22 protein-coding genes and 2 pseudogenes are annotated in these 22,202 nt (G+C 45.5%); 14 read left to right on the top strand and 10 right to left on the bottom strand.

Translation table 11 applies throughout. The annotated features are described in order from the left end of the window. Window positions 1-44: 44 nt before the first annotated feature. Both MRBLPE1_RS08330 and MRBLPE1_RS08325 read left to right on the top strand, forming a co-directional pair. Window positions 45-1,043, top strand: coding sequence for a glycoside hydrolase family 43 protein (locus MRBLPE1_RS08330; RefSeq protein ID WP_364143900.1), 999 nt, complete (start codon window positions 45-47; stop codon window positions 1,041-1,043). Window positions 1,044-1,221: 178 nt separating this feature from the next. Then, window positions 1,222-1,755, top strand: coding sequence for an AAA family ATPase (locus tag MRBLPE1_RS08325; protein ID WP_364143897.1), 534 nt, complete (start codon window positions 1,222-1,224; stop codon window positions 1,753-1,755). Here MRBLPE1_RS08325 and MRBLPE1_RS08320 read toward each other — a convergent pair. Continuing rightward, window positions 1,742-3,211 (bottom strand): YncE family protein, encoded by a 1,470-nt coding sequence (locus MRBLPE1_RS08320; protein WP_364143894.1) that lies wholly within the window; start codon window positions 3,209-3,211, stop codon window positions 1,742-1,744. The two genes, MRBLPE1_RS08325 and MRBLPE1_RS08320, sit on opposite strands and share 14 nt — an antisense overlap. Before the next feature lie 360 nt (window positions 3,212-3,571). Here MRBLPE1_RS08320 and MRBLPE1_RS08315 point away from each other — a divergent pair, with 360 nt between their 5' ends. Further along, entirely contained in the window at window positions 3,572-4,060 is a 489-nt protein-coding gene (locus MRBLPE1_RS08315) for a DUF2975 domain-containing protein (protein ID WP_364143891.1), read from the top strand. Continuing rightward, window positions 4,061-4,156: pseudogene (locus MRBLPE1_RS08310) on the top strand (transcriptional regulator); the annotation flags it as partial. Between the two features lie 45 nt (window positions 4,157-4,201). On the opposite strand, the gene MRBLPE1_RS08305 reads toward MRBLPE1_RS08310, so the two are convergent. Then, entirely contained in the window at window positions 4,202-5,149 is a 948-nt protein-coding gene (locus MRBLPE1_RS08305) for a phosphotransferase (RefSeq protein WP_364143888.1), read from the bottom strand. Between the two features lie 611 nt (window positions 5,150-5,760). Here MRBLPE1_RS08305 and MRBLPE1_RS08300 point away from each other — a divergent pair. Next, on the top strand, window positions 5,761-7,173 hold the full coding sequence (locus tag MRBLPE1_RS08300) for an ABC transporter substrate-binding protein (RefSeq protein WP_364143885.1): 1,413 nt from the start codon (window positions 5,761-5,763) through the stop codon (window positions 7,171-7,173). Between the two features lie 313 nt (window positions 7,174-7,486). Here the strand turns inward: MRBLPE1_RS08300 and MRBLPE1_RS08295 are convergent, their stop codons facing one another. Beyond that, window positions 7,487-8,101 carry a C-terminal helicase domain-containing protein gene (locus MRBLPE1_RS08295; RefSeq protein WP_364143883.1) on the bottom strand — a complete coding sequence of 205 codons (615 nt, stop codon included), beginning with the start codon at window positions 8,099-8,101 and terminating at the stop codon, window positions 7,487-7,489. A gap of 614 nt (window positions 8,102-8,715) precedes the next feature. Between MRBLPE1_RS08295 and MRBLPE1_RS08290 the strand changes: the two genes are divergently transcribed. The 3 genes and pseudogenes from MRBLPE1_RS08290 (at window position 8,716) to MRBLPE1_RS08280 (ending at window position 10,439) form a co-directional block, all read left to right on the top strand. Next, the gene (locus MRBLPE1_RS08290; protein ID WP_364143880.1) at window positions 8,716-9,654 is read left to right on the top strand and encodes an aminoglycoside phosphotransferase family protein; all 939 of its coding nucleotides are present in this window, start codon (window positions 8,716-8,718) and stop codon (window positions 9,652-9,654) included. Between the two features lie 328 nt (window positions 9,655-9,982). Beyond that, a pseudogene (locus tag MRBLPE1_RS08285) lies at window positions 9,983-10,345 on the top strand (DUF2975 domain-containing protein); the annotation flags it as partial. Between the two features lie 7 nt (window positions 10,346-10,352). After that, window positions 10,353-10,439 (top strand): hypothetical protein, encoded by an 87-nt coding sequence (locus tag MRBLPE1_RS08280; protein ID WP_364144573.1) that lies wholly within the window; start codon window positions 10,353-10,355, stop codon window positions 10,437-10,439. An 87-nt stretch (window positions 10,440-10,526) separates the two neighbouring features. Here the strand turns inward: MRBLPE1_RS08280 and MRBLPE1_RS08275 are convergent, their stop codons facing one another. Beyond that, window positions 10,527-11,009, bottom strand: coding sequence for a hypothetical protein (locus tag MRBLPE1_RS08275; RefSeq protein ID WP_364144570.1), 483 nt, complete (start codon window positions 11,007-11,009; stop codon window positions 10,527-10,529). A 380-nt stretch (window positions 11,010-11,389) separates the two neighbouring features. On the opposite strand from MRBLPE1_RS08275, the gene MRBLPE1_RS08270 reads away from it, so the two are divergent. Genes MRBLPE1_RS08270 through MRBLPE1_RS08260 form a run of 3 tightly spaced genes read left to right on the top strand, consistent with a single transcriptional unit; the run spans window position 11,390 to window position 13,720 of the window. Next, on the top strand, window positions 11,390-12,232 hold the full coding sequence (locus MRBLPE1_RS08270; RefSeq protein WP_364143877.1) for an amino acid ABC transporter substrate-binding protein: 843 nt from the start codon (window positions 11,390-11,392) through the stop codon (window positions 12,230-12,232). A 52-nt stretch (window positions 12,233-12,284) separates the two neighbouring features. Beyond that, the gene (locus MRBLPE1_RS08265) at window positions 12,285-12,953 is read left to right on the top strand and encodes an amino acid ABC transporter permease (protein WP_364143874.1); all 669 of its coding nucleotides are present in this window, start codon (window positions 12,285-12,287) and stop codon (window positions 12,951-12,953) included. Between the two features lie 14 nt (window positions 12,954-12,967). Next, window positions 12,968-13,720 (top strand): amino acid ABC transporter ATP-binding protein, encoded by a 753-nt coding sequence (locus MRBLPE1_RS08260; RefSeq protein ID WP_364143871.1) that lies wholly within the window; start codon window positions 12,968-12,970, stop codon window positions 13,718-13,720. Between the two features lie 57 nt (window positions 13,721-13,777). Here the strand turns inward: MRBLPE1_RS08260 and MRBLPE1_RS33150 are convergent, their stop codons facing one another. Together MRBLPE1_RS33150 and MRBLPE1_RS33145 are read right to left on the bottom strand one after the other, a co-directional pair. After that, window positions 13,778-14,128: an MBL fold metallo-hydrolase gene (locus tag MRBLPE1_RS33150; RefSeq protein WP_414698836.1), complete on the bottom strand. Its 351-nt coding sequence runs from the start codon at window positions 14,126-14,128 to the stop codon at window positions 13,778-13,780. Further along, on the bottom strand, window positions 14,067-14,447 hold the full coding sequence (locus MRBLPE1_RS33145; RefSeq protein WP_414698835.1) for an MBL fold metallo-hydrolase: 381 nt from the start codon (window positions 14,445-14,447) through the stop codon (window positions 14,067-14,069). The genes MRBLPE1_RS33150 and MRBLPE1_RS33145 overlap by 62 nt, the downstream gene beginning before the upstream one ends. Window positions 14,448-14,649: 202 nt before the next feature. Between MRBLPE1_RS33145 and MRBLPE1_RS08250 the strand changes: the two genes are divergently transcribed. Continuing rightward, window positions 14,650-15,030, top strand: a complete 381-nt coding sequence (locus tag MRBLPE1_RS08250) for an NIPSNAP family protein (protein WP_364144568.1) — start codon at window positions 14,650-14,652, stop codon at window positions 15,028-15,030. A gap of 209 nt (window positions 15,031-15,239) precedes the next feature. On the opposite strand, the gene MRBLPE1_RS08245 is transcribed toward MRBLPE1_RS08250, so the two are convergent. The 4 genes from MRBLPE1_RS08245 to MRBLPE1_RS08230 form a co-directional block, all read right to left on the bottom strand. Next, a complete protein-coding gene (locus MRBLPE1_RS08245) occupies window positions 15,240-16,319 on the bottom strand; it encodes a Gfo/Idh/MocA family protein (protein WP_364143868.1) in 1,080 nt (359 codons plus the stop codon). Between the two features lie 33 nt (window positions 16,320-16,352). After that, window positions 16,353-17,300, bottom strand: coding sequence for an AraC family transcriptional regulator (locus MRBLPE1_RS08240; RefSeq protein WP_364143865.1), 948 nt, complete (start codon window positions 17,298-17,300; stop codon window positions 16,353-16,355). A 38-nt stretch (window positions 17,301-17,338) separates the two neighbouring features. Continuing rightward, window positions 17,339-18,343, bottom strand: a complete 1,005-nt coding sequence (locus MRBLPE1_RS08235) for a Gfo/Idh/MocA family protein (RefSeq protein WP_364143862.1) — start codon at window positions 18,341-18,343, stop codon at window positions 17,339-17,341. Window positions 18,344-18,487: 144 nt separating this feature from the next. Beyond that, window positions 18,488-19,345: an AraC family transcriptional regulator gene (locus tag MRBLPE1_RS08230; RefSeq protein WP_364143859.1), complete on the bottom strand. Its 858-nt coding sequence runs from the start codon at window positions 19,343-19,345 to the stop codon at window positions 18,488-18,490. Between the two features lie 128 nt (window positions 19,346-19,473). On the opposite strand from MRBLPE1_RS08230, the gene MRBLPE1_RS08225 reads away from it, so the two are divergent. Continuing rightward, the gene (locus MRBLPE1_RS08225; protein WP_364144566.1) at window positions 19,474-20,769 is read left to right on the top strand and encodes a Gfo/Idh/MocA family protein; all 1,296 of its coding nucleotides are present in this window, start codon (window positions 19,474-19,476) and stop codon (window positions 20,767-20,769) included. 20 nt (window positions 20,770-20,789) lie between these two features. After that, complete coding sequence (gene uxaC, locus MRBLPE1_RS08220; protein ID WP_364143856.1) at window positions 20,790-22,196, top strand: glucuronate isomerase; 1,407 nt, start codon at window positions 20,790-20,792, stop codon at window positions 22,194-22,196. The last annotated feature ends 6 nt before the right edge of the window (window positions 22,197-22,202 follow it).

The following is a 22,202-nucleotide window of genomic DNA, read 5'->3' as shown; positions in this document are numbered from 1 at the left end:
TTCTTTGAGCAAAGCCATGGTTTTGATAAAGGAGTTGATTCCAGTTGCCTATTTATAATGCCGCCTGCGATGTAAATAAACCGCAAAAGGGGCACCGTTTGGCCGATATTCCCGCACACGACCCGTTCGTATTAGCTGACAGCCGTACCGGTGTTTATTACTTGTATACCGGAGGGGCACCTAGGTTGAACGGAATGGAACGTCACGGGGTCATCACTTACAAAAGCACGAATTTATCCCAGTGGGAAGGGCCATATGTGGTATTCACCGTCCCTGACGGGGTGTGGGCCCATCCGCAGCATGGAGCTTGGGCGCCTGAGGTCCACGAGTATAATGGGCGCTACTACCTGTTCGTCACGTTGCATAATAATGACAGGCGACTAGAAGGTGAGCCCGTAAATGGGTTTTCTAAGCATTGGAGAGGTACCGTTATATCCGTAAGCGAGTCACCGGAAGGACCGTTCAGGTTGTTGAAAGATGAGGGGCATGTTCTGCCGGAAACGATGATGACGCTAGACGGGACATTATATGTGGAAGAAGACGGTTCCCCGTGGATGGTTTTTTGTCATGAGTGGATCCAGACGATTGACGGTACGGTCGAAGGCGTCCGATTAAAGGATGATTTAACCGAAGCGGTCGGAGATCCGATTCGTCTGTTCAATGCTTCAGAAGCACCATGGACAAATGAAGAGGTACTGCCCGACGACAACATTCGTGTTTACGTAACGGACGGATGCCAATTGTACCGAACTTCGGGCGATTGTCTGATCATGCTTTGGTCGAGCTATCAGTCGGGCAGTTATGTGCAGACAATCGCGCGGTCTAAAACCGGAAATTTGGAAGGTCCTTGGGAACAACTCCCCCCTTTAGTGAAAGAAGACAGTGGTCACGGGATGCTTTTCCGAACATTTGAAGGAACCTGGATGCTAATCCTCCACCAGCCGTTCAAAATGCCTGAATCGAGGTGCAAACTTTACGAAATGGAAGACACGGGTGATAGCTTCAGAATCGTGAACGCACGGGAAGATTTGCATGGCGCATAGATGTGAAACTTTCCTAACGGATACGAGAGCATAATTAATTCACAATTTGAAGCTGCCAGCATAATCGGGCAGCTTCATTACGTTAACTGGCAGGATAGTTGAGTAATCTATTTACCTGTTATGGCGTAATTCAGGTAACTTTTTAACGGAGGTTTTTGATAATTTGGAGGGATAAAATATGGTTGAAAAGTCGAGCATTGATTATTTGATTGATCGAGAAAGAGAGGGGGATTCTTCTTTAGTCGTATTAATGTGTGGAATAGCTGGTTCGGGAAAAACAACCTTCTCTCAAAAATTAGAAAAGGATGGTTTCGTACGTCTTTCTATTGATGAAGAAGTATGGTCTACGAATGGTCGCTATGGAATTGATTATCCAGCTGAAAAATACAGGGAGTATTTGGATGAAGCGCATATAAGATTACGTAATAAGTTAGTAAAATTAATACAAGATAAAAAACTGGTTGTGGTTGACTCTAGTTTTTGGCAACGGTCAGAAAGGGATGAAATTAAACAGCTTATTGAAAACTCTGGAGGGAAATGGAGACTTATTTATCTGAAAGTACACCCTGATGAATTGCGAAAGCGCCTAAAGACACGAAGCCAACGTTTTGATGCAAATGCAGCTTTTACTATAACTGAAGAAATTTTAACAACCTTTCTTAATGGATTTGAGGAACCAATAAATGAGGGGGAAATTATTATTGCAAATTAGATAAAAAAGTTCCATATTTTCCTGTCGAACCAGTTTCACCGATCCAAAGCGTTGCCTCATCCGGGCTCAGCGAAAGCGATGGATCATTGTAAGATCCTGTGAAGTGAATCGCAGCTGAAGGCCACTCATGCACTTCATTCCAGCTTTTGTCGGTCGTGTAGTAAGCCTTCCCTGTCCCTGCAGCAACGTCGGAAGTCAACCGGCCGACTTCCAGTTCAGTGAGCGGCGCCATAAAGTTTGTTTCCAGATGTGTATCAATTATGGCAATATGCGTACTGCCTTTCAGCGAGATATAGAGAACGCCATTTTTTATATCCACATCCGAAGGCAGTGAGCCTACGTACCGATCCCCAGTAACTGTAAACGAAGCAGTATCAATCTGTAGAAGACGGTTCGCTTCAGGCGAAATGGCATACATGTATTTCTCATTTTTGCCAAGTACCCAGGAAGCAAGATTGTAATTAAACGAAATGCTGCCGCTGTCGGCACTTCGCTGGAATTCTATCGCCTTCTGAGATGGATTCAGGTTATAGACCCACTTCTTAATGGTCTTCGAAAAAGGTTCATAACGGAATACATTTCTTCTGCTGTCCGCTTGAATAAGCGAATTTTCGTATAGAGGATTAAAGGTGGCGGATGTTGCACCTACACTCTTCGTGTAAATGCCATTTGTCGTATAGACAAATGCGGAATCGGCATCCAACACTTCACCCGGTGAAATGGAGATGATCCTCAGTTTGTCCGGATCTACATGAAGGCTGCCGTAATAAACAGCTCCATTATCGATTACGAGAGAGCTTGCATATCCGTTACCTTCAGGTTTGTATGACCACAGATTCTCTCCGGTAGTCGTTTGATAGGCATTAAGTTTATAAGCTGAAACACCTGTCTCACCAGCATACAGACGGTGTGACAGCCGGTCGACGGCAAGCTCAGGTTCATATAGGCTGCGTTCGATAATCGTATCCGTGCCATCTGTCATATTAATTTGATGAATCTCGGTCGATTGATCGCCATCGGCATAGAACAAGCTGCTGCCATCTACGGCAACCTGCGCAGGTTGTATTCTTGTAATAATCGTAGATTCCACCAGCTTCGTATCCAAGTTCACAACCGCAATTAAGGTTGCCCCTTGGAGAGCAACATACATTTTATTGCCCACCTGGTCCATCCCGCCCGGATGCGAACCGACTGCAAGCCGCTTCTCTATTTTCATCGTATTAGAGTTGATGAACAGCAACTCATTCGTATCGGATGCCGTTGCATACAGATACCCTCGTTGATCATCCATTTTCATTTTCTTGATCTCGGAGCCCGTTTCGAGTTTAACCTCCGACACAAGCGGCGTGTAGACCCATGCTGCGCTTACTGACGGAAGACCGGCTGGACTCAGGTTCAACAGCACCATCGCGATACCGCAAAGCAGCACGCACTTTCGTACAAATCGTTTATTCATAACGAACAAAAACTCCTTCTCTCAAAGCCAAATAGACATTCATCTATTATAAGCCGAAAGAAAGAGCTGGTCGCGGAAATGAGAGATGCCAATTTATTCAAATCACTGAACCCGTAAGCAGTAAAAAAAGTAGGGCCGATTACTCTGCAATCAGCGCGTTTATCCCTTTCACTTCCGCACGAGTAGATGATGCCACAAGTTTATTTATAGAGCATTTCTCTGTCATGAGAAATGCTTTTTATCTTTGAATAAAATTCAAGGGTAATATATAAAACAATAATAATATATTGTATAAAGGTTAAATCATATTGTTTAACGATAAATTATAGGTTAAAGTCAAATTGAGAATAACTATGTGAGGTGTTTTTTTATGAAACGAGGATCAACGTTTTTTTAAGAGGAGTTGTTGTTCTTATTGGAATTACGGCACTTGCTTTGTGTATTTTTTGGTTGCCTGGGATAGCCAGTAGAGATGCAGCAGCGCATCCAGAGACTGATTATTTGCAATATCCCTTTTTAGTATGTGCGTATGTATTTTCTATTCCATTTTTTGTTGCTTTGTATCAAGCGTTTAAACTTTTAAGCTACATAGATAGGAACAAGGCTTTTTCGGAATTATCTGTTAGAGCTTTGAGTTATATAAAGTACAGTACAATCACAATCAGTATCTTAATTGTACTAGGAATACTATTCGTAGCTATATTTATTGATGATGACGTAGCAGGTTTTATATCACTGGGACTAATGTGCACTTTTGCTTCAAGCGTAATTGCTGCGTTTGCAGTTGTTCTTCAAAAGATTTTACAAGATGCCTTAGATATAAAATCAGAAAATGACTTAACCGTCTAGGTGAATAACATGGCCATTATAATCCATATTGATGTGATGCTGGCTAGAAGGAAAATGAGTGTCACAAAGCTTTCGGACAGGGGTGGAATCAGGTTACCGTAATATATCTAAATTTCTCTTTTTAATATTCCTTTTAAGGAGTTACAATTTTTTATTTAATATATCCATTTGAGTCTTTATAGCTTTAATTAAATGTTCATGATAACCTCCCCAAGTTCTCTTGCATACAATTCCAAGCCGTCTAACCCCTATCCATAATGCCCAGAGGTCAATTTCTATTTGGTCATCGTATGAGAGGTCTCTAACTTCGTTATATCCTTTTGCTAAGGAATTATAGCCAAGATAACGCTGACCATCATGTAATTTAAAATGCCCTAAATCATATAGAGGACTATTTCCTTGAATCTCACCAAAGTCAATGATACCTGTGAATTTTCCATTATGAAAAAAAATATGTGAATCATCAAAATCTCCGTGGATTAAATAGGATTGGTGTCTTAACATTAGTGCTGTTCCAGTATTTAATGTGGATATGATTTGGTTTGTAACATTCTTATTAAAAATATTCTCTGATAATAAAAATAAATCTTTGTCTAGAAATTCATATATGTATTCATATAATGAGTTTTTCTCGCCTCGTAATGTAGTTCCATATTCATCATTACCTCTTTTAATCCAACCAAAATCATCAACTCTTACTTGATTTATAACCGCAATTTGTTTTCCTGCCTCAAATAGTATGTCCTCGTATTCATCTATTGACGAACAATCTTCTACATTGGAACCATGGATTTCTTTAACAAGCATCATTGACATGCCTAAGGCTTCATTAAAGTGTTCAAAGTGTATAACTTCTGGAACTTGGACTCCTTTTTGTTTTAATAATGAATGTACATGTACTTCCACTCCAAAACTCATATCTTGTTCTGGAAGAATCCGAAGGTAAAAGGTATTCTCACCTAACTGAACACGATATACATAAGTAGATACACCACTTAATACTCTTTCTATTTTAAAGGCTGTGGAATTTAGGCAATCACTTACAATTTTTATTACTAAATCATTGTTAGGAACATCGTTTTTTATCAATAGCTTAGTCCTCTCTAAAGTAAATTCATAAGTAAGGAAATTATATATGAAGATATCTAACTAATCACTAAAGAGTTTTTTTATAATAAAACATTACTAACATTAGATGATATTCTTTTATAACCATCATCCATTACGCTAACGGGTAACAATAGCTGGATAAAGACACTAGGGCAGCCAGTCAGCCGATTGGCTGCCTTTTCCACTCTAACGGGCAGCATAGCTCAATAAACAATTACGGCGAAGCTGACGTTATGAACGGCAGCTTCGTTAAGTAGGAGCTGGAGCGATTAGATTACATCGAGCCCGAGAAGCGGATATTTTTTAAAGAAGTCGGTTGGTTAAATGAGCCTATAACATAGCGGTAATGCCCCGTTGAGGTTAGGTAGCGCATCCTTTATGTTGGAAAAGCAACTTATGGGATCACAACTGTGTCGCATTATTTCAGACTTTCGAGATGATCCGGAGGTGAAATTATGAAAAGCCGGTAGCAGAACTTTCAATTCTTGCTGAAATGGATTTTTGTTGAGTATGTCGTTTTTTATGTAAGCACTTTCTTTGAGAATTATGCGCTACTACAGACTGGAACATTGAAATTGGATGGAGGTTATATGATCTTGAAAAAGTTTATCAGTATTACGCTTCTGATCATCATGGCTGTTTTGGCTATCGCTGGCTGCACGAATGAACCTTCCAATACGCCGAACAGCAGTGAAAAGGAAGAATCCTCCGATAAACCGGGCAACGTCAATAAGGATCCCGGCGAAGAGCCTGGTAACGTCAATGAGGAATCCGCCGAAACGAATGACAACGAGTTGTTCATCTATACGGGGGACCAGCTTTTTAACAAACGTTATGTGGATGAAGACGATTTTGAAATGCTCATCGGCCAATTTATCAAAAAAAAGTTCCCGAATATTGTGGTCAAACATGTTCAATGGGACGATGGCAACCGTTACGAGGATCTGGTAGCGAAACAAACCTTTCCCGATATTATCCTTGAGGATGTACGCCGCAATACGCACCGGTATGTGAAAAGGTACAATCTGCAATATGATATGAGCGAACTGATCAAAAAGTATAATTTTGACACAAGTAAATTGGATCCTGCCTTCCTGCAGATGTCGAAAAACGCGTCGGATGGGGAACTTTACTCCTTGCCCTTCGAAGGAAGCGAGTACCTGCTGTATTACAACAAGGACATTTTCGATAAGTTCGGCGTGGATTATCCTAAACCGGGGATGACTTATGATGAAATTTATGAATTGGCCAAAAAGCTAACGCGTCAGGAAGGAGATATTACCTATAAAGGGTACCAGCAGCACCCTGAATATTATATGATGTTAAACCAGCTTTCGGAGCCCGCTCTCGACCCGATCGAAGACAAAGCTTCCTTGTTATCGGACAATTGGAGCAAGATCGTAAATAATCTCAGGCGGTTCTACGACATTCCCGGTAATCAATTCACGACGGTTAAAGATTTTCCGAAAGGCCAAATCGCCATGGCGGTGGATGTCGAACAAGGCATCGTCGATTATGCAACAAACTATAAAGACCTGAATTTCGACATTGCTCCGGTGCCCTTATTTCAGGAAGCGTCCAACTCCAAGTATCAACCCTACTCTTACGGAGCGTTTATTACGAATCAGTCCAAGAAGAAAGATCTTGCTTTCGAGGTGCTCGCTTATCTTCTTTCGGAAGAAATCCAAATCGAAAGGTCCAAGCTGGGCATCAGTTCGCCATTAAATAGCGATGCCGTTCGGGCTGCGTATTTGCAAAGCGTTCCGGAGATGAAAGGAAAACAGCTCCAGTCGATCTTTGCCCTGGACAGTGCGATGCCGGCTCCCCGCAAACCCGGGTTGACGTTCATCGATCCTAAAGTGCGCAATGTATTCAACCCTTTGATCTTTGAAGAATCCAAAGACAGCCAGACGGCGCTTCGGGTCGCCAACGAAGAAATGAACAAGGCGATTGACGAGACAAGAGCGGTTCAAAAGGAAGGCGGAGTCAGCCCGCACTTGTAAGATCCATCGTCAGAAAAATGTCAGACCTTAAAAGAATTCCCAAAGGACAGCCGGACGATTGTTCGGACGGTCTTTGCTTCACAGGAGCTGCGAAGCCTGCTCATTTTCATTAAACTCCCTTGGTACGATGTGATTTTATGTTATTGAATGGATTCCTGACCAAGACGAGGAAACGTTCTCGATCCTTATCGACAATAAAATGATAATTTGTATTTATATCGATCGTTTCACCTTGGAGCTGGTGGGAGCAGGGCATCAGACAACAGCATGAGGCTGCCGCGGAAATGATTGGCAGCCTTGCTGCAGCGTTACACTATGGGTTCCGGCATTCCCGATATTCGAACTCGTCGATTTTGCCCGACGTCAGGAGATAATATATGGTCGCTTCTTTATGATATGAAGTTTGTCTCGATATGCGGTTGTTGCGCTGCAGAATATCAGAGTAGCGGGCCGGATAATCATAGTGCACAAGATGATTTGCCGCCGTAACGTCGAGACCGGTGTTGACGGAATCTGTAATAAGCAGAACGGTGGATTCCGGGATTTTATTAAATCTGTTAATCATCTCATTGACCTCATGGATGGAAAGCTGTGTCGTAATAATAAGAACGCCCTTGATGTCCTGGTCCGCAGAAAGCTCGTCAAATAACAGGGCGGTGACGGCATTCGATTTGGAGATGATGACCGCCTTTTCCCTTCTGTCACTCACATCTCGGATGATGGACCTCAGCATGTTCATTTTTTGCGGATTCTGGTTGCACATAAGCGCCATTTGCTCTTTAATCGCCATGAGCTGTTTTTTTTCATGAATGGAGGAGGCCCGGATATTTCGCTCGGAAGCCGTAAAGTAATTATTCAAAAGCTTCAAGTATTCGGTTTCATATTCGGGCTCCAAGGATACGACGATCTGTTTTTCAGTAATGTTCATGATGTCAGTCATCCTTCCTGCTCTTCTTATTCTTTGAATAATAGCAACGTAACTTATGATACGGTTCTCTCGACGAAACGGCAAGCTTCATAAAATGGAAATTTATAACGCGACGGCAAGAAATATTACCTGGCTAATGAAAAATATACATCGCTGGTGTACTTGCTGAATACATGGTACGCCCTCAAAATGAATTTGGTCGAGGAAGCGCCCGGTTATGTGTGGGAACGGAACGCAAGCGTTTTGTATGGCAGGGGCTGCGGATGATCCAGGAGATACGCGAGATTGGTGTGACTGTCTCCTCATTCCCTGCATCGAACAGCCACTATGCTATGCAGTACAGTATGCGAACGAAAGTACCCGGCTCCATTACAACACGACCGCATAAGAGAAGGCATTCGGATACTTCAGTACATTGATGGAAACACGTTATGATAGGCATTCATTGAGCTAAGGGGAAACGATAGTTCAATAAAAAAACGGAAGCAGCCGACCACAATGTTCGGCTGCTTCATTACGCTAACGGGCAGTATAGTTTAGTTATAAACGTACTTTCCAAAAAAGTGTGTGGTAAACTGTTCGAAGCACGGCACTTGAGGGGGATTAAAGAAACTATGGAAGACTCTGTAGTTATACAAGCAGAACGAATTGCAGGCGATTTTCTTCTGGAACAAGTAAAAACTTCATATCAGATCATAGGTAAAGGCATCACAAATCAGGTTTGCGTAGTTGAGACGGAGAGTCGCAAAGTTGTTGTCCGCATGAACGATAAAGATACATTTCCAAGCTTTATCAAAGAAAAATGGTGCATCGAGCAAGCAGCCGTAGTTGGCATCCCTGGACCTGAGGTTTTGTCCATTGGTATCGTTGATGAAACAGCCTATATGATTCAAACTTTTATAGATGGCAACAACGGGGTAGACAGTATGGTTCCCAAATCCGATATTTGGAGGCAGCTTGGCGAATATGCCAGGCTTATTCATTCGATTCCAGTGAAAGGATACGGGGGAAATCTGATTGATCCAGTCCATGGTGAGTTTCAGTCACCTTCTCATGAAGGATCGGACGGCAGTTGGCAAGGGTATGTGCAGTATAATATCAATAGTTTGACTGAGCATGATCGCTTGATTGAGCTTGGAGTAATCACTCAGATGGAATCGCAGAGAGTAAGAAAACTGTTTGAAAATTTGAAGAGTGAACCGTTCCGCTTCGGTTTAAACCATGGAGATATCTCTTTAAAGAATACGATTGTCAATCAGGCAAACCAAGTTATATTGCTGGATTGGAATGCAGAAGTAAGCGTGGTACCGCATGCAACTGTTGCTCAATTGATGCATTACCAAATCCTAGGACTAGAAGAAAGCGCAAGTGTTGAGGAATTCAAAGCGTTTATGGACGGGTACGGAATAAGTGAAAAAGACCTTTCTGAAACGAGGCATTTGCTGCTATTAAGGGCTTTCGATAACCTCAGGTGGGCTATTGATCGGAGTCCTGATCTGATCGAACCCTATGCTGCGTTTGCGAAACAAGTCATTGACATGATTAGGAATTAGTTAGCAGAGATAGAGCGATGTTTTTAACCAAGGATGAAGAAAAATTAAGCTAACGGGTAACGATAGTTGAGATGAAATGGTGGTGGCGATGAGGAAGGGGGAAAGAATATTAAAGGAGAAACCTTTCATTCAAACTCCGAACCTATGGAAAAGTCAAACAAAGTACATTCAAATTTAATAATAAGTATCCAACAAGGAACTACGACAAAAGACAAAACCCTAACAAGTTGTAAATTTAACATTTTATAGTAATGGCATTTCTTTGAAATAAGAAATGCTATTTATTTTTGTCAAAATTATAAGGACAATTAAATAACAATAATAATAACATCCAGATACAGCTTACTTCCTAATCCCATTTTTAGTATGTACATACGGATTCTGTATCGCGTTTTCTGTTGCGCTGTATCAAGCATATAAACTATTAACCTACATCGAAAAGAACAATGCTTTCTCTGAATTATCCCTTAAATCTTTGAAGATTATAAAGAAATGTGCTTTTACAGTCATTTTCCTCATTTTGTTAGGAATCGTAAGCTTAAAGGTATGTGCAAAAGTTACAGGTGGTGATGCAGCTCCTATACCATTATGTCTAATGGGTATTTTAGCAACAAGTATCATCATAGCCATTGTGGACGCACTTCAAAAGCCATTAACAAATGTCCCGGATCTAAAGTTAAAAAATGAATAATTAATGGATATGTAAGGTTTTGGATTGTCATCCAGGTGATATTTTGGAGTACAAAAGAGACGAACACGGTAAGTTTCTTAAGAGAAGAACCTAAACACCCTAAGTCACTAAACCTATTTTAAATGGAGTGAGAAAGGCCATCCTACAAAGAATGGCCTTTCACAAATTTGTCTGCTATTTACTACCTCGATTTCTTCCTTCGCTTGCTAATCCATTTATTCAAAGCAGTTCCGCCTCCACCGACAGCGTGCTGTTGTTTGGTTCCTGCACTTTCAATTGCAGAATTAGTCCCGCTCGTGCTGTATCTTCCGCCTCCGCTTGCAACCTGGGTAGCCGAGGCGTTAGCGGCATTTCTGGGAAGCTTGACGATCTGATCATTAAGAACAATGACAATTTCTTTGCCGCAACGACGCGTTCCGGGCTGGGTATTGCCATGATAAAGTCCTCCATTGGCACCCTTCAACCATTTGTTCTTGGCTGTTCCTCCTGCCCCGACGCTCTGTTGCTGCTGCGTATTCGGGGATTTAATAGCGGCGTTGTTGCCAGCAGCGCTGCTGCGGCCTGCACCGCTTGCAATTTGCGTCGTGTTGGGGGCGTTTGTAAATTGATGGTTTACGACGAACACCAGCTTGTCAATTCCAGTGATCGGTGTTCTTGCGATCATTCGTTTATTGCCTTTTTCTATAATAATCGTGAGTCGATCTGATTTCATAACCATATGCATCCTCCCCATCGGGTTTTCTTAAGTATATGTCCGCATCAAGAATCCGTAAGGGATATCTGTCGGGTAGTTAAAAAAGATGTGATGAAGGGTTCGAACCATCAAGCGGCGTAGTCATGAGTTATGGGACAGCGCATTTTTTTAAATACGGTTATGCCTTTTTGTACATGGCTATAATGATTTTATCTTCACAAATCTTTTAAATATATAATTCATATAAGGATACTAGGGAAAAAGGGATTGACACAGCACCACCTACGTTATAATATTCATGTAGTCAACCTGTCCATACATTACAGAGAAGAATAGCGAGGGGTAATAACATGAAGAGATTGAGCACACTAACATTGTTAATAGCACTTACCGTATTGCTGCTAGCAGCTTGCGGTGCCAAAAAAGACAATACCAATGGAGGCACCCAGGAGCCAGCGGTAAGCCCAACTGCGGAAGCAGCACCGGGGCAAGCGGCTTGGGATGCGATTAAAGCGAGCGGCAAGCTCCGTATCGGTACGGAGGGCACATACGCGCCATTTACATTTCATGATGAGTCAGGCAAGCTCACCGGCTTCGATGTCGAGATCGCAGAAGAGATTACTAAGCGGCTTGGCTTAAAGGCTGAATTCATTGAGACTTCGTGGGATTCCATTATCGCTGGCCTTGATGCTGAGCGCTTTGATACTATTTTCAACCAAGTGGGCATTACGGATGAACGGAAAGAGAAATATGATTTCTCTGATGATTATATCGTTTCCAAAGCAGTATTGATTGTTGCTGAAGATAACACGGATATTAAAACGTTCGCGGACCTGAAAGGCAAAAAAGCAGGACAATCGTTAACCAGCAACCTCGCTGATATTGCTCGCGAGAATGGGGCAGAGATTGTAACGACGGATGGTTTCAACCAAGCGATCGATCTGCTTGCTTCGGGGCGTATCGATGCTACCGTAAATGACGGAATATCTTTCTTGGATTTAAAGAAACAAAAGCCTGACCTGCCGCTTAAAATCGTTGCTGAAGCACCGGATGCAGCCAAGAATGCCGCTCTTTTCAGAAAAGGAAATGAAGCTTTGATTGAGGCGGTAAACGGCGCGCTTGCCGAGATGAAGAGCGATGGCACATACTTAAAAATCTCCGAGAAATATTTTGGAGCAGACGTCTCCAAATAATGAATGCTGCCATGCTGACTAACAGCCCACAGGCGTAAAGGATGCTTATAATATGACTGATCGTCAAATAGAGATTCTTATAGATTCACTGCTGCCCCTGCTTAAAGCAGGGGTACTTTTTACGATTCCGCTAGCTTTAGTTTCATTTACTCTTGGTCTCATTTTAGCTGTTGCTACTGCTCTTGCAAGACTATCCACCATAAGAGTACTGCGGCTTGTTGCACGCTTCTATGTATGGATCATTCGCGGAACACCGCTGCTTGTCCAATTGTTTATTATCTTCTATGGTCTTCCTTACGTGGGGATTATATTAGATCCGTTTACTGCATCAGTCATCGGCTTCACGCTCAGTGTAGGCGCCTACGGCTCCGAGATCGTGCGTGCGGCAATTCAGTCGATCCAGAAAGGCCAATGGGAAGCAGCCTATTCACTAGGTATGACGAGGTGGCAGGCGCTTCGGCGAGTCATTTTACCGCAGGCGGCTCGCGTGTCGATTCCGCCGCTTGGCAGCTCGTTCATAAGCCTAGTAAAGGATACTTCTCTTGCAGCTACCATTACTTATGTGGAGATGTTCCGTGTAGCGCAACAAATTAACGCAGCTAAGTACGAACCTCTTCTGATTTATTGCACCGCTGGGGCCATCTATCTTTTGTTCTGCTCTGTACTGTCGTGGCTGCAGAATGTTACCGAGAAACGACTGGCACGGTATTCCGCAAGCTAAGGGAGAGAGTATAGATGATCGAAATTCGCAATTTGCATAAATCCTTCGGATCATTGGAAGTTCTGAAGGGAATTGATATGACGTTGGAGAGGGGCAAAGTGCTTGCGATAATAGGCCCTTCCGGTTCCGGCAAGACGACGCTGCTTCGATGCTTCAATCTTCTAGAAGTGCCTGATCGAGGCATATTAACAGTCGGTAAGCAAACGTTGGATTTTGAGGCGGGGAAGAAAGTTCGGGAGAAGGAAGCCGTAGCCCTACGCAAGCAAACGGGTATGGTGTTCCAGTCGTTTAACCTTTTTCCACATAAAACAGCTATTGAGAATATTATGGAAGCGCAAGTGACTGTGCAGAAGAAGAGCAAGTCAGACTCTCGACAACGCGCCGCAGAGCTGCTGGCTAAGGTTGGCTTGGCCGATAAAGCAGAATTTTATCCGCATCAATTGTCAGGTGGACAACAACAGCGGATTGCCATTGCGAGAGCAATGGCTGTTGATCCTGAGGTGCTGCTGTTCGATGAACCGACATCAGCGCTGGACCCTGAATTGGTTGGCGAGGTGCTCAAGGTTATTAAGCAGCTTGCTTCGGACGGAATGACGATGATAATCGTCACCCACGAGATGAAGTTCGCAGCGGATGTAGCAGATCGCGTCATTCTCATGGATGGCGGAGTTATTATTGAAGAAGGGCCGCCGGAGAATGTTTTGGAAAATCCTCAGAGCGCACGTGCCATTCAATTTTTGAATCGATTGGCCAGTTATGAAATTTAGTAGAAGAACATTCGAAAAAGGGGATGCTGCCAGCCTGGCAGCATCCCCTTTTTCGCCTTATTTACCTGCAATCTCGGCGAGCCGTTCCCGGATAGATCCGGTGCATACGCCTCCGTGGTAGGTGATGACCATTTCGATGTCTGTTTCCAGCAGCTTGGTGACCGATTTCAGCGCCGTTTCCATATCGGTTGTAAAGCTGGAGTCGGGCGGCATCAGCTGTCCATCGATAGAAATGAGGGCGTCCCCGGAAATCAAGGTTTGACTCGGTTCATGGAACAAACAAATATGATCTGGCGTGTGTCCCGGCGTGAAGATGACTCGTATGCCGCCGCAATAAGGAAGAACGTCACCATCCTGCAGGGTAGTATCGACCTTGACCGGCGGAACGACAATGCCTCTTTTTATCAATGGCACTTCCCCTAAAAATATATGGCTTCGTCAATTCGTGCGCGAGCACCTTTATACGCCCCCCCGAAGCCTCGATTAGCTCCGGTAAACTTCCGATGTGATCCAGATCCTGATGCGTGATTATGATTTTTGTCAGTTTATCAAAGGCGAATCCTTCTTTGGCGAGTGCATCGCGGATAAGCTCAGTCTGTCCGGGGATCCCAGTGTCCACCAAGATGACGTCATGATCGTCCCACAGCAATGCCGCATGAACGACAAACGGACGCCCGCCTGCATTCATTTCGAGTTTAATAGCGTTAATACCAGCTTTAACTGTCAAATGTAGAAGCCTCCTTTTTATATGTTAAATTTATATTACTGCATTATGGATACAATTACATGAACATCACTGACTAGAGTTGGTATTAATATTAAAATGTTGTGTAATTCTTCGAACTGCGTTCAGCTCAAATCGCTTTACGTTCAACTATCGGGTAAAGATAGCTGAATAAAGAAAGACACAACGGAAGCCGACCAAAACGATCGGCTGCCTTTTCCACGCTAAGTATGAGCTGCGGATTTATACCCTATATCCTGGTAGAATGGATGCGATTCAAACGCGATTTAAGGATCATACGCTCACAATATTCGAGAGGCTGGGAATGAAGGTAGTGAATTTTTGGATCGATGGGGCAGGTCAGAGCAAACTATATTATGTTATGGAGTTTTCTGATTTAGCAGAGCGTCAACGGCTATGGGATCAATTTAGACAAGACCCAGAATGGATTCAAGTAAAACGTAACTCTGAAAAGAATGGTGGGCCTATCGTCGAAAAGATTGAGGAGTTCATCATGAAGGATGCTAGGGTACAAGATCTGTGGAAACGCTGGGGCTGTTGTGCTCCGCTTAGCGGAACTGCCTGAAGATGGACCTACGGGCGGCTTTTTCGATGAAAATGGTGTTGTTCCTTAGTGATGCTGTAAGGTTATCATTCGTCTTTTTCTTACAGACGATATTACGTTAACGAGAAATAAGTTTAAAAAAGGCAGCGGTCGCCAAGGACTTTATGTTAACCGTCCAAGCTTCCGCTGCCTTTATTTATTTGTCATTCAAAAACGTGATTGATTATTTCTTATAGATAAACGGCTTTGCCGGTTTTGGAGGACTCATAAATCGCTTCTAAAATTTGCGAAACAACGAAAGCTTGCTCAGGCGTAACAACAGGATCGGTATCCTCGTCGATCGCTTTCAGCCACATTCTCATTTCGAGATCAGCATCGCTCTCTGTTTTGCCGTCGTAGAAAGCTACGCCGCCTGCCTTCAAATCGATCTCAGTCGTGTACAAACGGCTGTGATTCTCGCCATTGATGCGAAGGCCGTTCTTCATATCTGCTCCGCCTTCCGTACCGGACAACGTACATTTCGCTTCGTCAACCTCAAGCGTATTGAGCGCCCAGCTGGATTCAAGCACGATTGTAGCGCCGTTCTCCATGACGATCATACCGAATGCGGAATCCTCAACCGTGAATTTCGCAGGATCCCAAGGCCCCCATGCATTTGCCGCATTCTCACGCTGCGAAAGCTTATGATAGGAGGTGCCCAGCACGACTTTTGGCTTGTAGTTGTCAAGCATCCAAAGCGTCAAATCAAGCGCGTGGGTACCGATATCGATAAGCGGTCCGCCGCCTTGCTTCTCTTCATCGAGGAACACGCCCCAAGTCGGTACGGCGCGGCGACGAATCGCATGCGCTTTCGCGTAATAAATGTCTCCAAGCTCGCCTGCTGCGCAAAGCTTCTTCAAATGCTGGCTGTCCGGACGGAAGCGGTTGTTGTAACCAACGGTAAGCTTCTTGCCGCTGCGACGGGCCGCATCTACCATGCGCTGCGCATCGTGAGCGGTTTTGGCCATCGGCTTCTCGCTCATTACATGCTTGCCGGCCTCAAGCGCCGCAATGGAAATATCCGCGTGTGAATCGTTTGGCGTACAGACATGAACGATTTCAATGGTAGGATCAGTCAACAGCTCTTTGTAATCGGTGTATACTTTTGCGCCTTCCGCGCCGTACAAGCCGGCAGCTTCAAAAGCGCGGTGCTCGACGATATCGCAAAATGCAACGATTTCAACGTTATCGAGTTTCTTCAAGCTAGGCAAATGCTTGCCGTTTGCAATTCCGCCGCAGCCGATAATAGCAAGTTTATATACTTTAGACATGTTAAATAGCCTCCTAATAGTTATAAATTATTGTTATTGCAATTGGGTTTGACGAGCGCTCCTACGGTATTCGGAGGGCGTGACGCCAAATTTTTTGCGGAAGACTGCATGCAGGTAGTTACCGCCGGCAAAGCCTGCGAGCTTCGCGATCTGTTCGACGGATTGCTCGCTTTCCAGCAGCTCCCGGCATACGACCGCTAACCGGATATCCTCGAGTATGCGGCTGAAGGTATGCCCGTGATGAAGCTCCTTAAATAACCGCTGGATATGCCGCGAGCTCAGGTTAAGCTTGTCTGCTACGTCTTCGAGCGTGATGCTGCCGTCATAGTTCGCGTAAATGTATTCCAAGGCGAGCCGGTAACGGTAAGCCTTCATATCGCGCGTCGGAAACTGCTTTTGTTCGTTCGCCGTATCGTAAGCGCGTACCGCACGTAGCAGAATTTGAATAACGGTCTGCTTGATGGTGGTGTAGCTGCCGACAAAATTATCGCTGCATGCCTGATAGGCTTCGAGGAAACGTGGCATCGCTTGATGCAGGTCCGCTGCAGGATAGAGGGGAAGCGAGCGCAGCTTCTCGATGCAATCATGCGCTTCGGCGGCTTCCCAATGGTCGTAAGTATAAGGATCGCCGTTGTTATTCCCGGCATTTCGGTCGATAATATCGACGTGCAGACAGAGCTCATCCATTGCTTCAAAGGCATCCGCTTCCTGATAATGCATAACTTCAGGTCCGGTCAAATACAGCATGCCGGGCTTCAGCGCATATTCCTGGTCAACGATAATGACCTTTCCTTTGCCCTGCGGGATGAAATGAAATTCATACTCGGCATGCTTATGGAAGCCTATGACTCTTCCGGGAGGAAATTGCGTTAAATGGAAGCGCAGCACATGGATGTCGTATTGTCCCCACCTGATGCAGAGCTCCAGGCGCTCAAGCGCATCCTGACGTTCATGCATCATTTCGTAAGGAAAGTTAGGCATGCTGATTCCTCCTCGGAGTCACCCAATTCCATTTGGTATTACTTGCTCAGCTCATCAATCCGGACGGCGCGGTGTTCGCGGGCGGAGAGATTTGAAGCCTCCATCAACTTTGTTAAATCAGTGGCAAGGCTTACATTTTCATCGGCTGCCGTGTCATTTTCAATATGCTGTACCCATTGGTGAAAAGCGCTCTCCCGAGCTGGCGGGATGGCTTGTTCCGTCCACTTCTCGGATGATCCGGCTCCTGAACCGGAAGTGCGAAGCAGAAGCTGGTTCTCTGGCGTACCGTACAGCAGCGTTCCTTCCGTGCCATGCACTTCCAGCGTAAACGGTGAATGGTTGTTAACGAAGCCGGCCTCTACGATTCCGATCGCGCCGGAAGCCGCAGTCAAGACCGCTACCGCGTTATCCTCCACTTGTTTGCCGGTGACATAGCCGAAATGAGCAGATACTTCTTTTGGCATTTCGTTCATAAACAGTCTGGTCAAATACATCGGATGGCAACCCAAATCGATTAAAGCGCCGCCGAGGCATTCCTCTAAGCTGTAGAAATGCTCGGGCAGCCAATTGGCGGTTGCTCCGTTATGAGACAGACGAGCGCGTACCAGTGTTATTTTTCCAAGCACGCCTTGCGATAAAATATCACGGATCGCAAGCGTATAGCCATCGTTTAAACGCGGCAGCGATACCGTTAATTTTACATTATTTTTGGTGACTTCATCCAGTATTATGTTTAATTCCTTCAGGGTAGCCGCAATGACCTTCTCGGTGAAGATATGTTTGCCCGCCCTGGCGGCAGCGACGATCACCTCTTGGTGTCTTGCCGTCGGCGCATCGACGATAACCGCGTCGATATCATCGCGGCCCAGCATTTCATCCAGATCTTCATAGAAAGGAACGCCGAGTTTCTCTGCCGCTGCCTGTCCGCGCTGCGAGATTTCATCCCATACCGCGACGATTTCCGTACCAGGATGCTCCTGGGCCTGCTTCGTATAATCCCATGCGTGCACATGCCAATAACTGATTTTACCAATTCGAATCATCGGTTCATCTCTCCCTGGGCATCTATTAGTGGATCTACATTTCATGTATAAATTTATGACAACAAATATAATTTAACATAGTTCTTCGCTTATTTTTAGTATAATTTAATGACGATATATGTGTGAAATTGCGACATGGATGCATCAAATCCCTTTATACTGCTTCCGATAGCCGCGCGGGGAATACCGGGTGATTTTTTTGAACGTTTTGCCGAAATGGGAAAAGTTATCGAAGCCGACCGCTGCCGCAATTTCCGTAATGCTGCTATCGGACTCGCGAAGCAGACGCTGCGCTTCTTTGATGCGCGTCAGAATGACGTAGTCGGAGAAAGTAAACCCGGTTACGTCCTTGAACATGCGGCTCAAATAGAAGGGACTGATGAAAAAATGCTCGGCGAGTCCGCCAAGCCGAAGCGGCTCTGCGAAATGAGCGTTAATATAGCGGATGACCTCCGAGATTTTGGCGTGCATCGGCGTCGCATGTTGAAGCGGCGCCGGATCATGCTGCTCGATATACCTGGCTGCGGTTAGCAGCAGTCCCGTCAGCGCATATGGCGGGAAAAGCTCGTAGCCTGCAGGCTCCTCCTTTATTTCCGAAACCAATCGCCTCATTAACTGCTCCAGCGCCAGCTGCTCCTGCCTTGGCAGTCGGATGATGTGTGATTGCTGTTTGAACGGGGTTGACAGCAGCTCCGTATGTTTTCCTGCCAAACTCTGTAGCTTCGCGTCATTAAAATGAAAGATCAGCCTTTCATGGGAGCCGCTGCCGGTTTGCATCGTTTTGTGAAGCTCATGCTTATGAATGAAGACGAGATCGCCTTGCTCAATGGAATAGGAACGATCCTTTATAAAATAAATCCGCTGCCCGGACAGCATATAGTAAATTTCATAATAGTCATGATAATGGTCATTCTCCATCGTAAAAGGGGCCGAGCGCTTCGTATATTCCACAAACAGCTCGGGTGTGGAGCCGAAGCTGCATATTTCAATTTCATTATTCATAATAGGCGAGCTCCTTACATGAACCGCAAGAAAAGCGGTGTTATGGGAAAAATCAGCATGATATGCAGAGAATTATAGCATTCTCATGCGGTAATATGGAAGTAAGCAATTTTTAGGGAGGAATAATGATTATGACAAAAAAACGTTATGTGCTGGTAGGAAGCGGCGGGAGAGCCGAATTTTTTTACGGAGCGCTTGCAACCGATTTCAAAGAGACATCGGAGCTGCTTGCTTTTTGCGACATCAACCAAACAAGAATGGACTACGCGAACCGCATTTTAGTGGATAAATATAAATATGGAGCAGTAAGAACGTACAAATCAAACGAATTCGACCAGATGATCGAACAGGAGAAGCCGGATGCGGTTATCGTCACGAGCATGGACCGTACACATCATACGTACATTATTCGCGCGCTGGAGCTCGGCTGCGATGTCGTGACGGAGAAGCCGATGACGGTCGACGAGAAAAAATGCCAAGACATTTTGGACGCGGTCGAACGGACGGGCCGCAATGTGCGGGTAACGTTCAACTACCGGTATGCGCCGCATCATACGAAGGCCAGAGAGCTTATCGCGGACGGCACGATCGGCAAAGTGACCTCCGTTCACTTCGAATGGCTGCTGAATACGCGGCATGGCGCCGATTATTTCCGCAGATGGCATCGCAATAAACAAAACAGCGGCGGCTTGCTCGTGCATAAATCGACGCATCACTTCGATCTCGTCAACTTCTGGATCGGGTCGCAGCCGGAATCCGTATTCGCCTTTGGCGATTTGCTGTTCTACGGACGCGAAAATGCGGAGCAGCGCGGGGAAACGCAATTCTATGAACGCGCGACCGGAAATCCGATTGCCGAAAACGATCCTTTTGCGCTACACTTGGATAAAAATGACCATTTGAAAGCGATGTATTTGGATGCGGAACACGAGGACGGCTACCGCCGCGATCAGAGCGTATTCGGTGACGGCATCAATATCGAAGACACCATGGGCGTGCTTGTCCGTTACAAAAACAACGCCATTCTGACGTATTCGTTAAACGCTTACTTGCCGTGGGAGGGCTACCGCATTGCGTTTAATGGAACGAAGGGGCGCCTTGAGATGAATATCGTCGAGCAATCGTACGTCAATTCAGGCGGCAAGAAAGCGGATGAAGGCGCTTTGAAGGAGAAGACGATTAAGGTGTTCCCGATGTTTGCTGCGCCTTACGAGGTTGAGGTGGAGGTAGGCGTAGGCGGCCACGGCGGCGGCGATCCTGTATTGCTGAACGACTTATTCGGAACGCCGGTGGAGGATCCGTTCAATCGAGCAGCTAATCATATTGACGGAGCCAGGTCGATTCTAACGGGCATTGCCGCTAACCGTTCTATTCAAACGGGGTTGGCCGTTCAGATTGACGACCTTGTGAAATTTCACAAATAGTGTTCAGGGGGAGAGCTGAAATGAAGCCATTTATGGACGACAATTTTTTGCTATCGAATGAAACGGCGGTAAGGCTTTATCATGATTTTGCCAAGGACATGCCTATTATTGATTACCACTGCCATCTTAGCCCGCAGCAAATTTTGGAGAATACGAGCTTCGAGAACCTGACGGCGGCGTGGCTCTACGGCGACCACTACAAGTGGCGTGCCCTGCGCGCGAACGGCGTAGAGGAGTGTTTCGTAACAGGCGGAGAAGGCGTAACGGATTACGATCGTTTCGAGGCTTGGGCCAAAACGGTTCCGCAGACGATCGGCAATCCTTTGTATCAATGGTCGCATTTGGAGCTTCGCCGTTATTTCGGCGTAAACGAGCTTATTAATGAAAAAAATGCGCTGGCGATTTGGGAGCAGGTCAACGCGAAGCTGGCGACGGGGCAGTTCAAAGCGCGTGATTTGATCAAAATGTCGAACGTAGAGGTCATTTGTACGACGGATGATCCGGTCGATACCCTTGAGTATCATATCGCGATCAAGGAATTAGAGGATTTCAACGTGCAGGTGCTGCCTTCCTTCCGTCCGGACAAAGCGCTTGAAATAAACCGGCCGGCGTTCCGGGATTGGGTAGGCAAGCTTAGCGAAGCGGCTTCCGCCGCGATCGACAGCTATGATGCGCTGCTTGCCGCGCTTGCCGCACGGGTGAAATTTTTCGACGAGGTCGGCTGCAAGGTTTCTGACCACGCGCTTGATTATGTGGCTTATGCGGAGACGACGAAAGCTGAGGCTACCGCTGTTTTTGCCAAAGCGTTGAACGGGGAAACCGTCACCTTGGAGGAAGAGAAGCAGTATAAAACGCATACGCTGCTCTTCCTGGGGCGCTTATATGCGGAGCGCGGCTGGGCGATGCAGTTCCATATTAACGCCGCAAGAAACAACAGCTCCCGCATGCTTGGCAAGCTTGGGCCCGATACCGGCTTCGATTCGATCAATGACAGCGCAGTGGCTTATCCGCTCGCCAAGCTGCTTGATGCTCTGGATGCGGACGATGCGCTGCCAAAAACGATCGTTTATTCGCTAAACGCGAAAGATAACGATGTGCTCGGTTCGATTATCGGCAGCTTCCAAGGCGGCGGAGTGCCGGGGAAAATCCAGCTTGGCTCGGCATGGTGGTTCAACGATACCAAAAATGGCATGCTGGACCAGATGAATGCGCTTGCGAATCTAGGTCTGTTAAGCCGCTTTGTCGGCATGCTGACCGACTCCCGCAGCTTCCTTTCGTACACAAGGCATGAATACTTTAGACGCATACTTTGTAATTTGCTTGGCGAATGGGTAGAAAACGGCGAGGCTCCGCATGATATGGAGCTGCTCGGCGATATGGTTCAAAACATCTCTTACCGCAATGCGAAAGCATACTTCGGGTTTTAAGAGGTA

Origin of the sequence: Paenibacillus sp. LPE1-1-1.1 (genome assembly GCF_040676435.1) — a bacterium.
In the GTDB taxonomy this organism is placed as follows: domain Bacteria; phylum Bacillota; class Bacilli; order Paenibacillales; family Paenibacillaceae; genus Pristimantibacillus.
The sequence above is the reverse complement of the archived record's forward strand: the minus strand, read 5'-3'. Positions and strand labels throughout refer to the sequence as shown.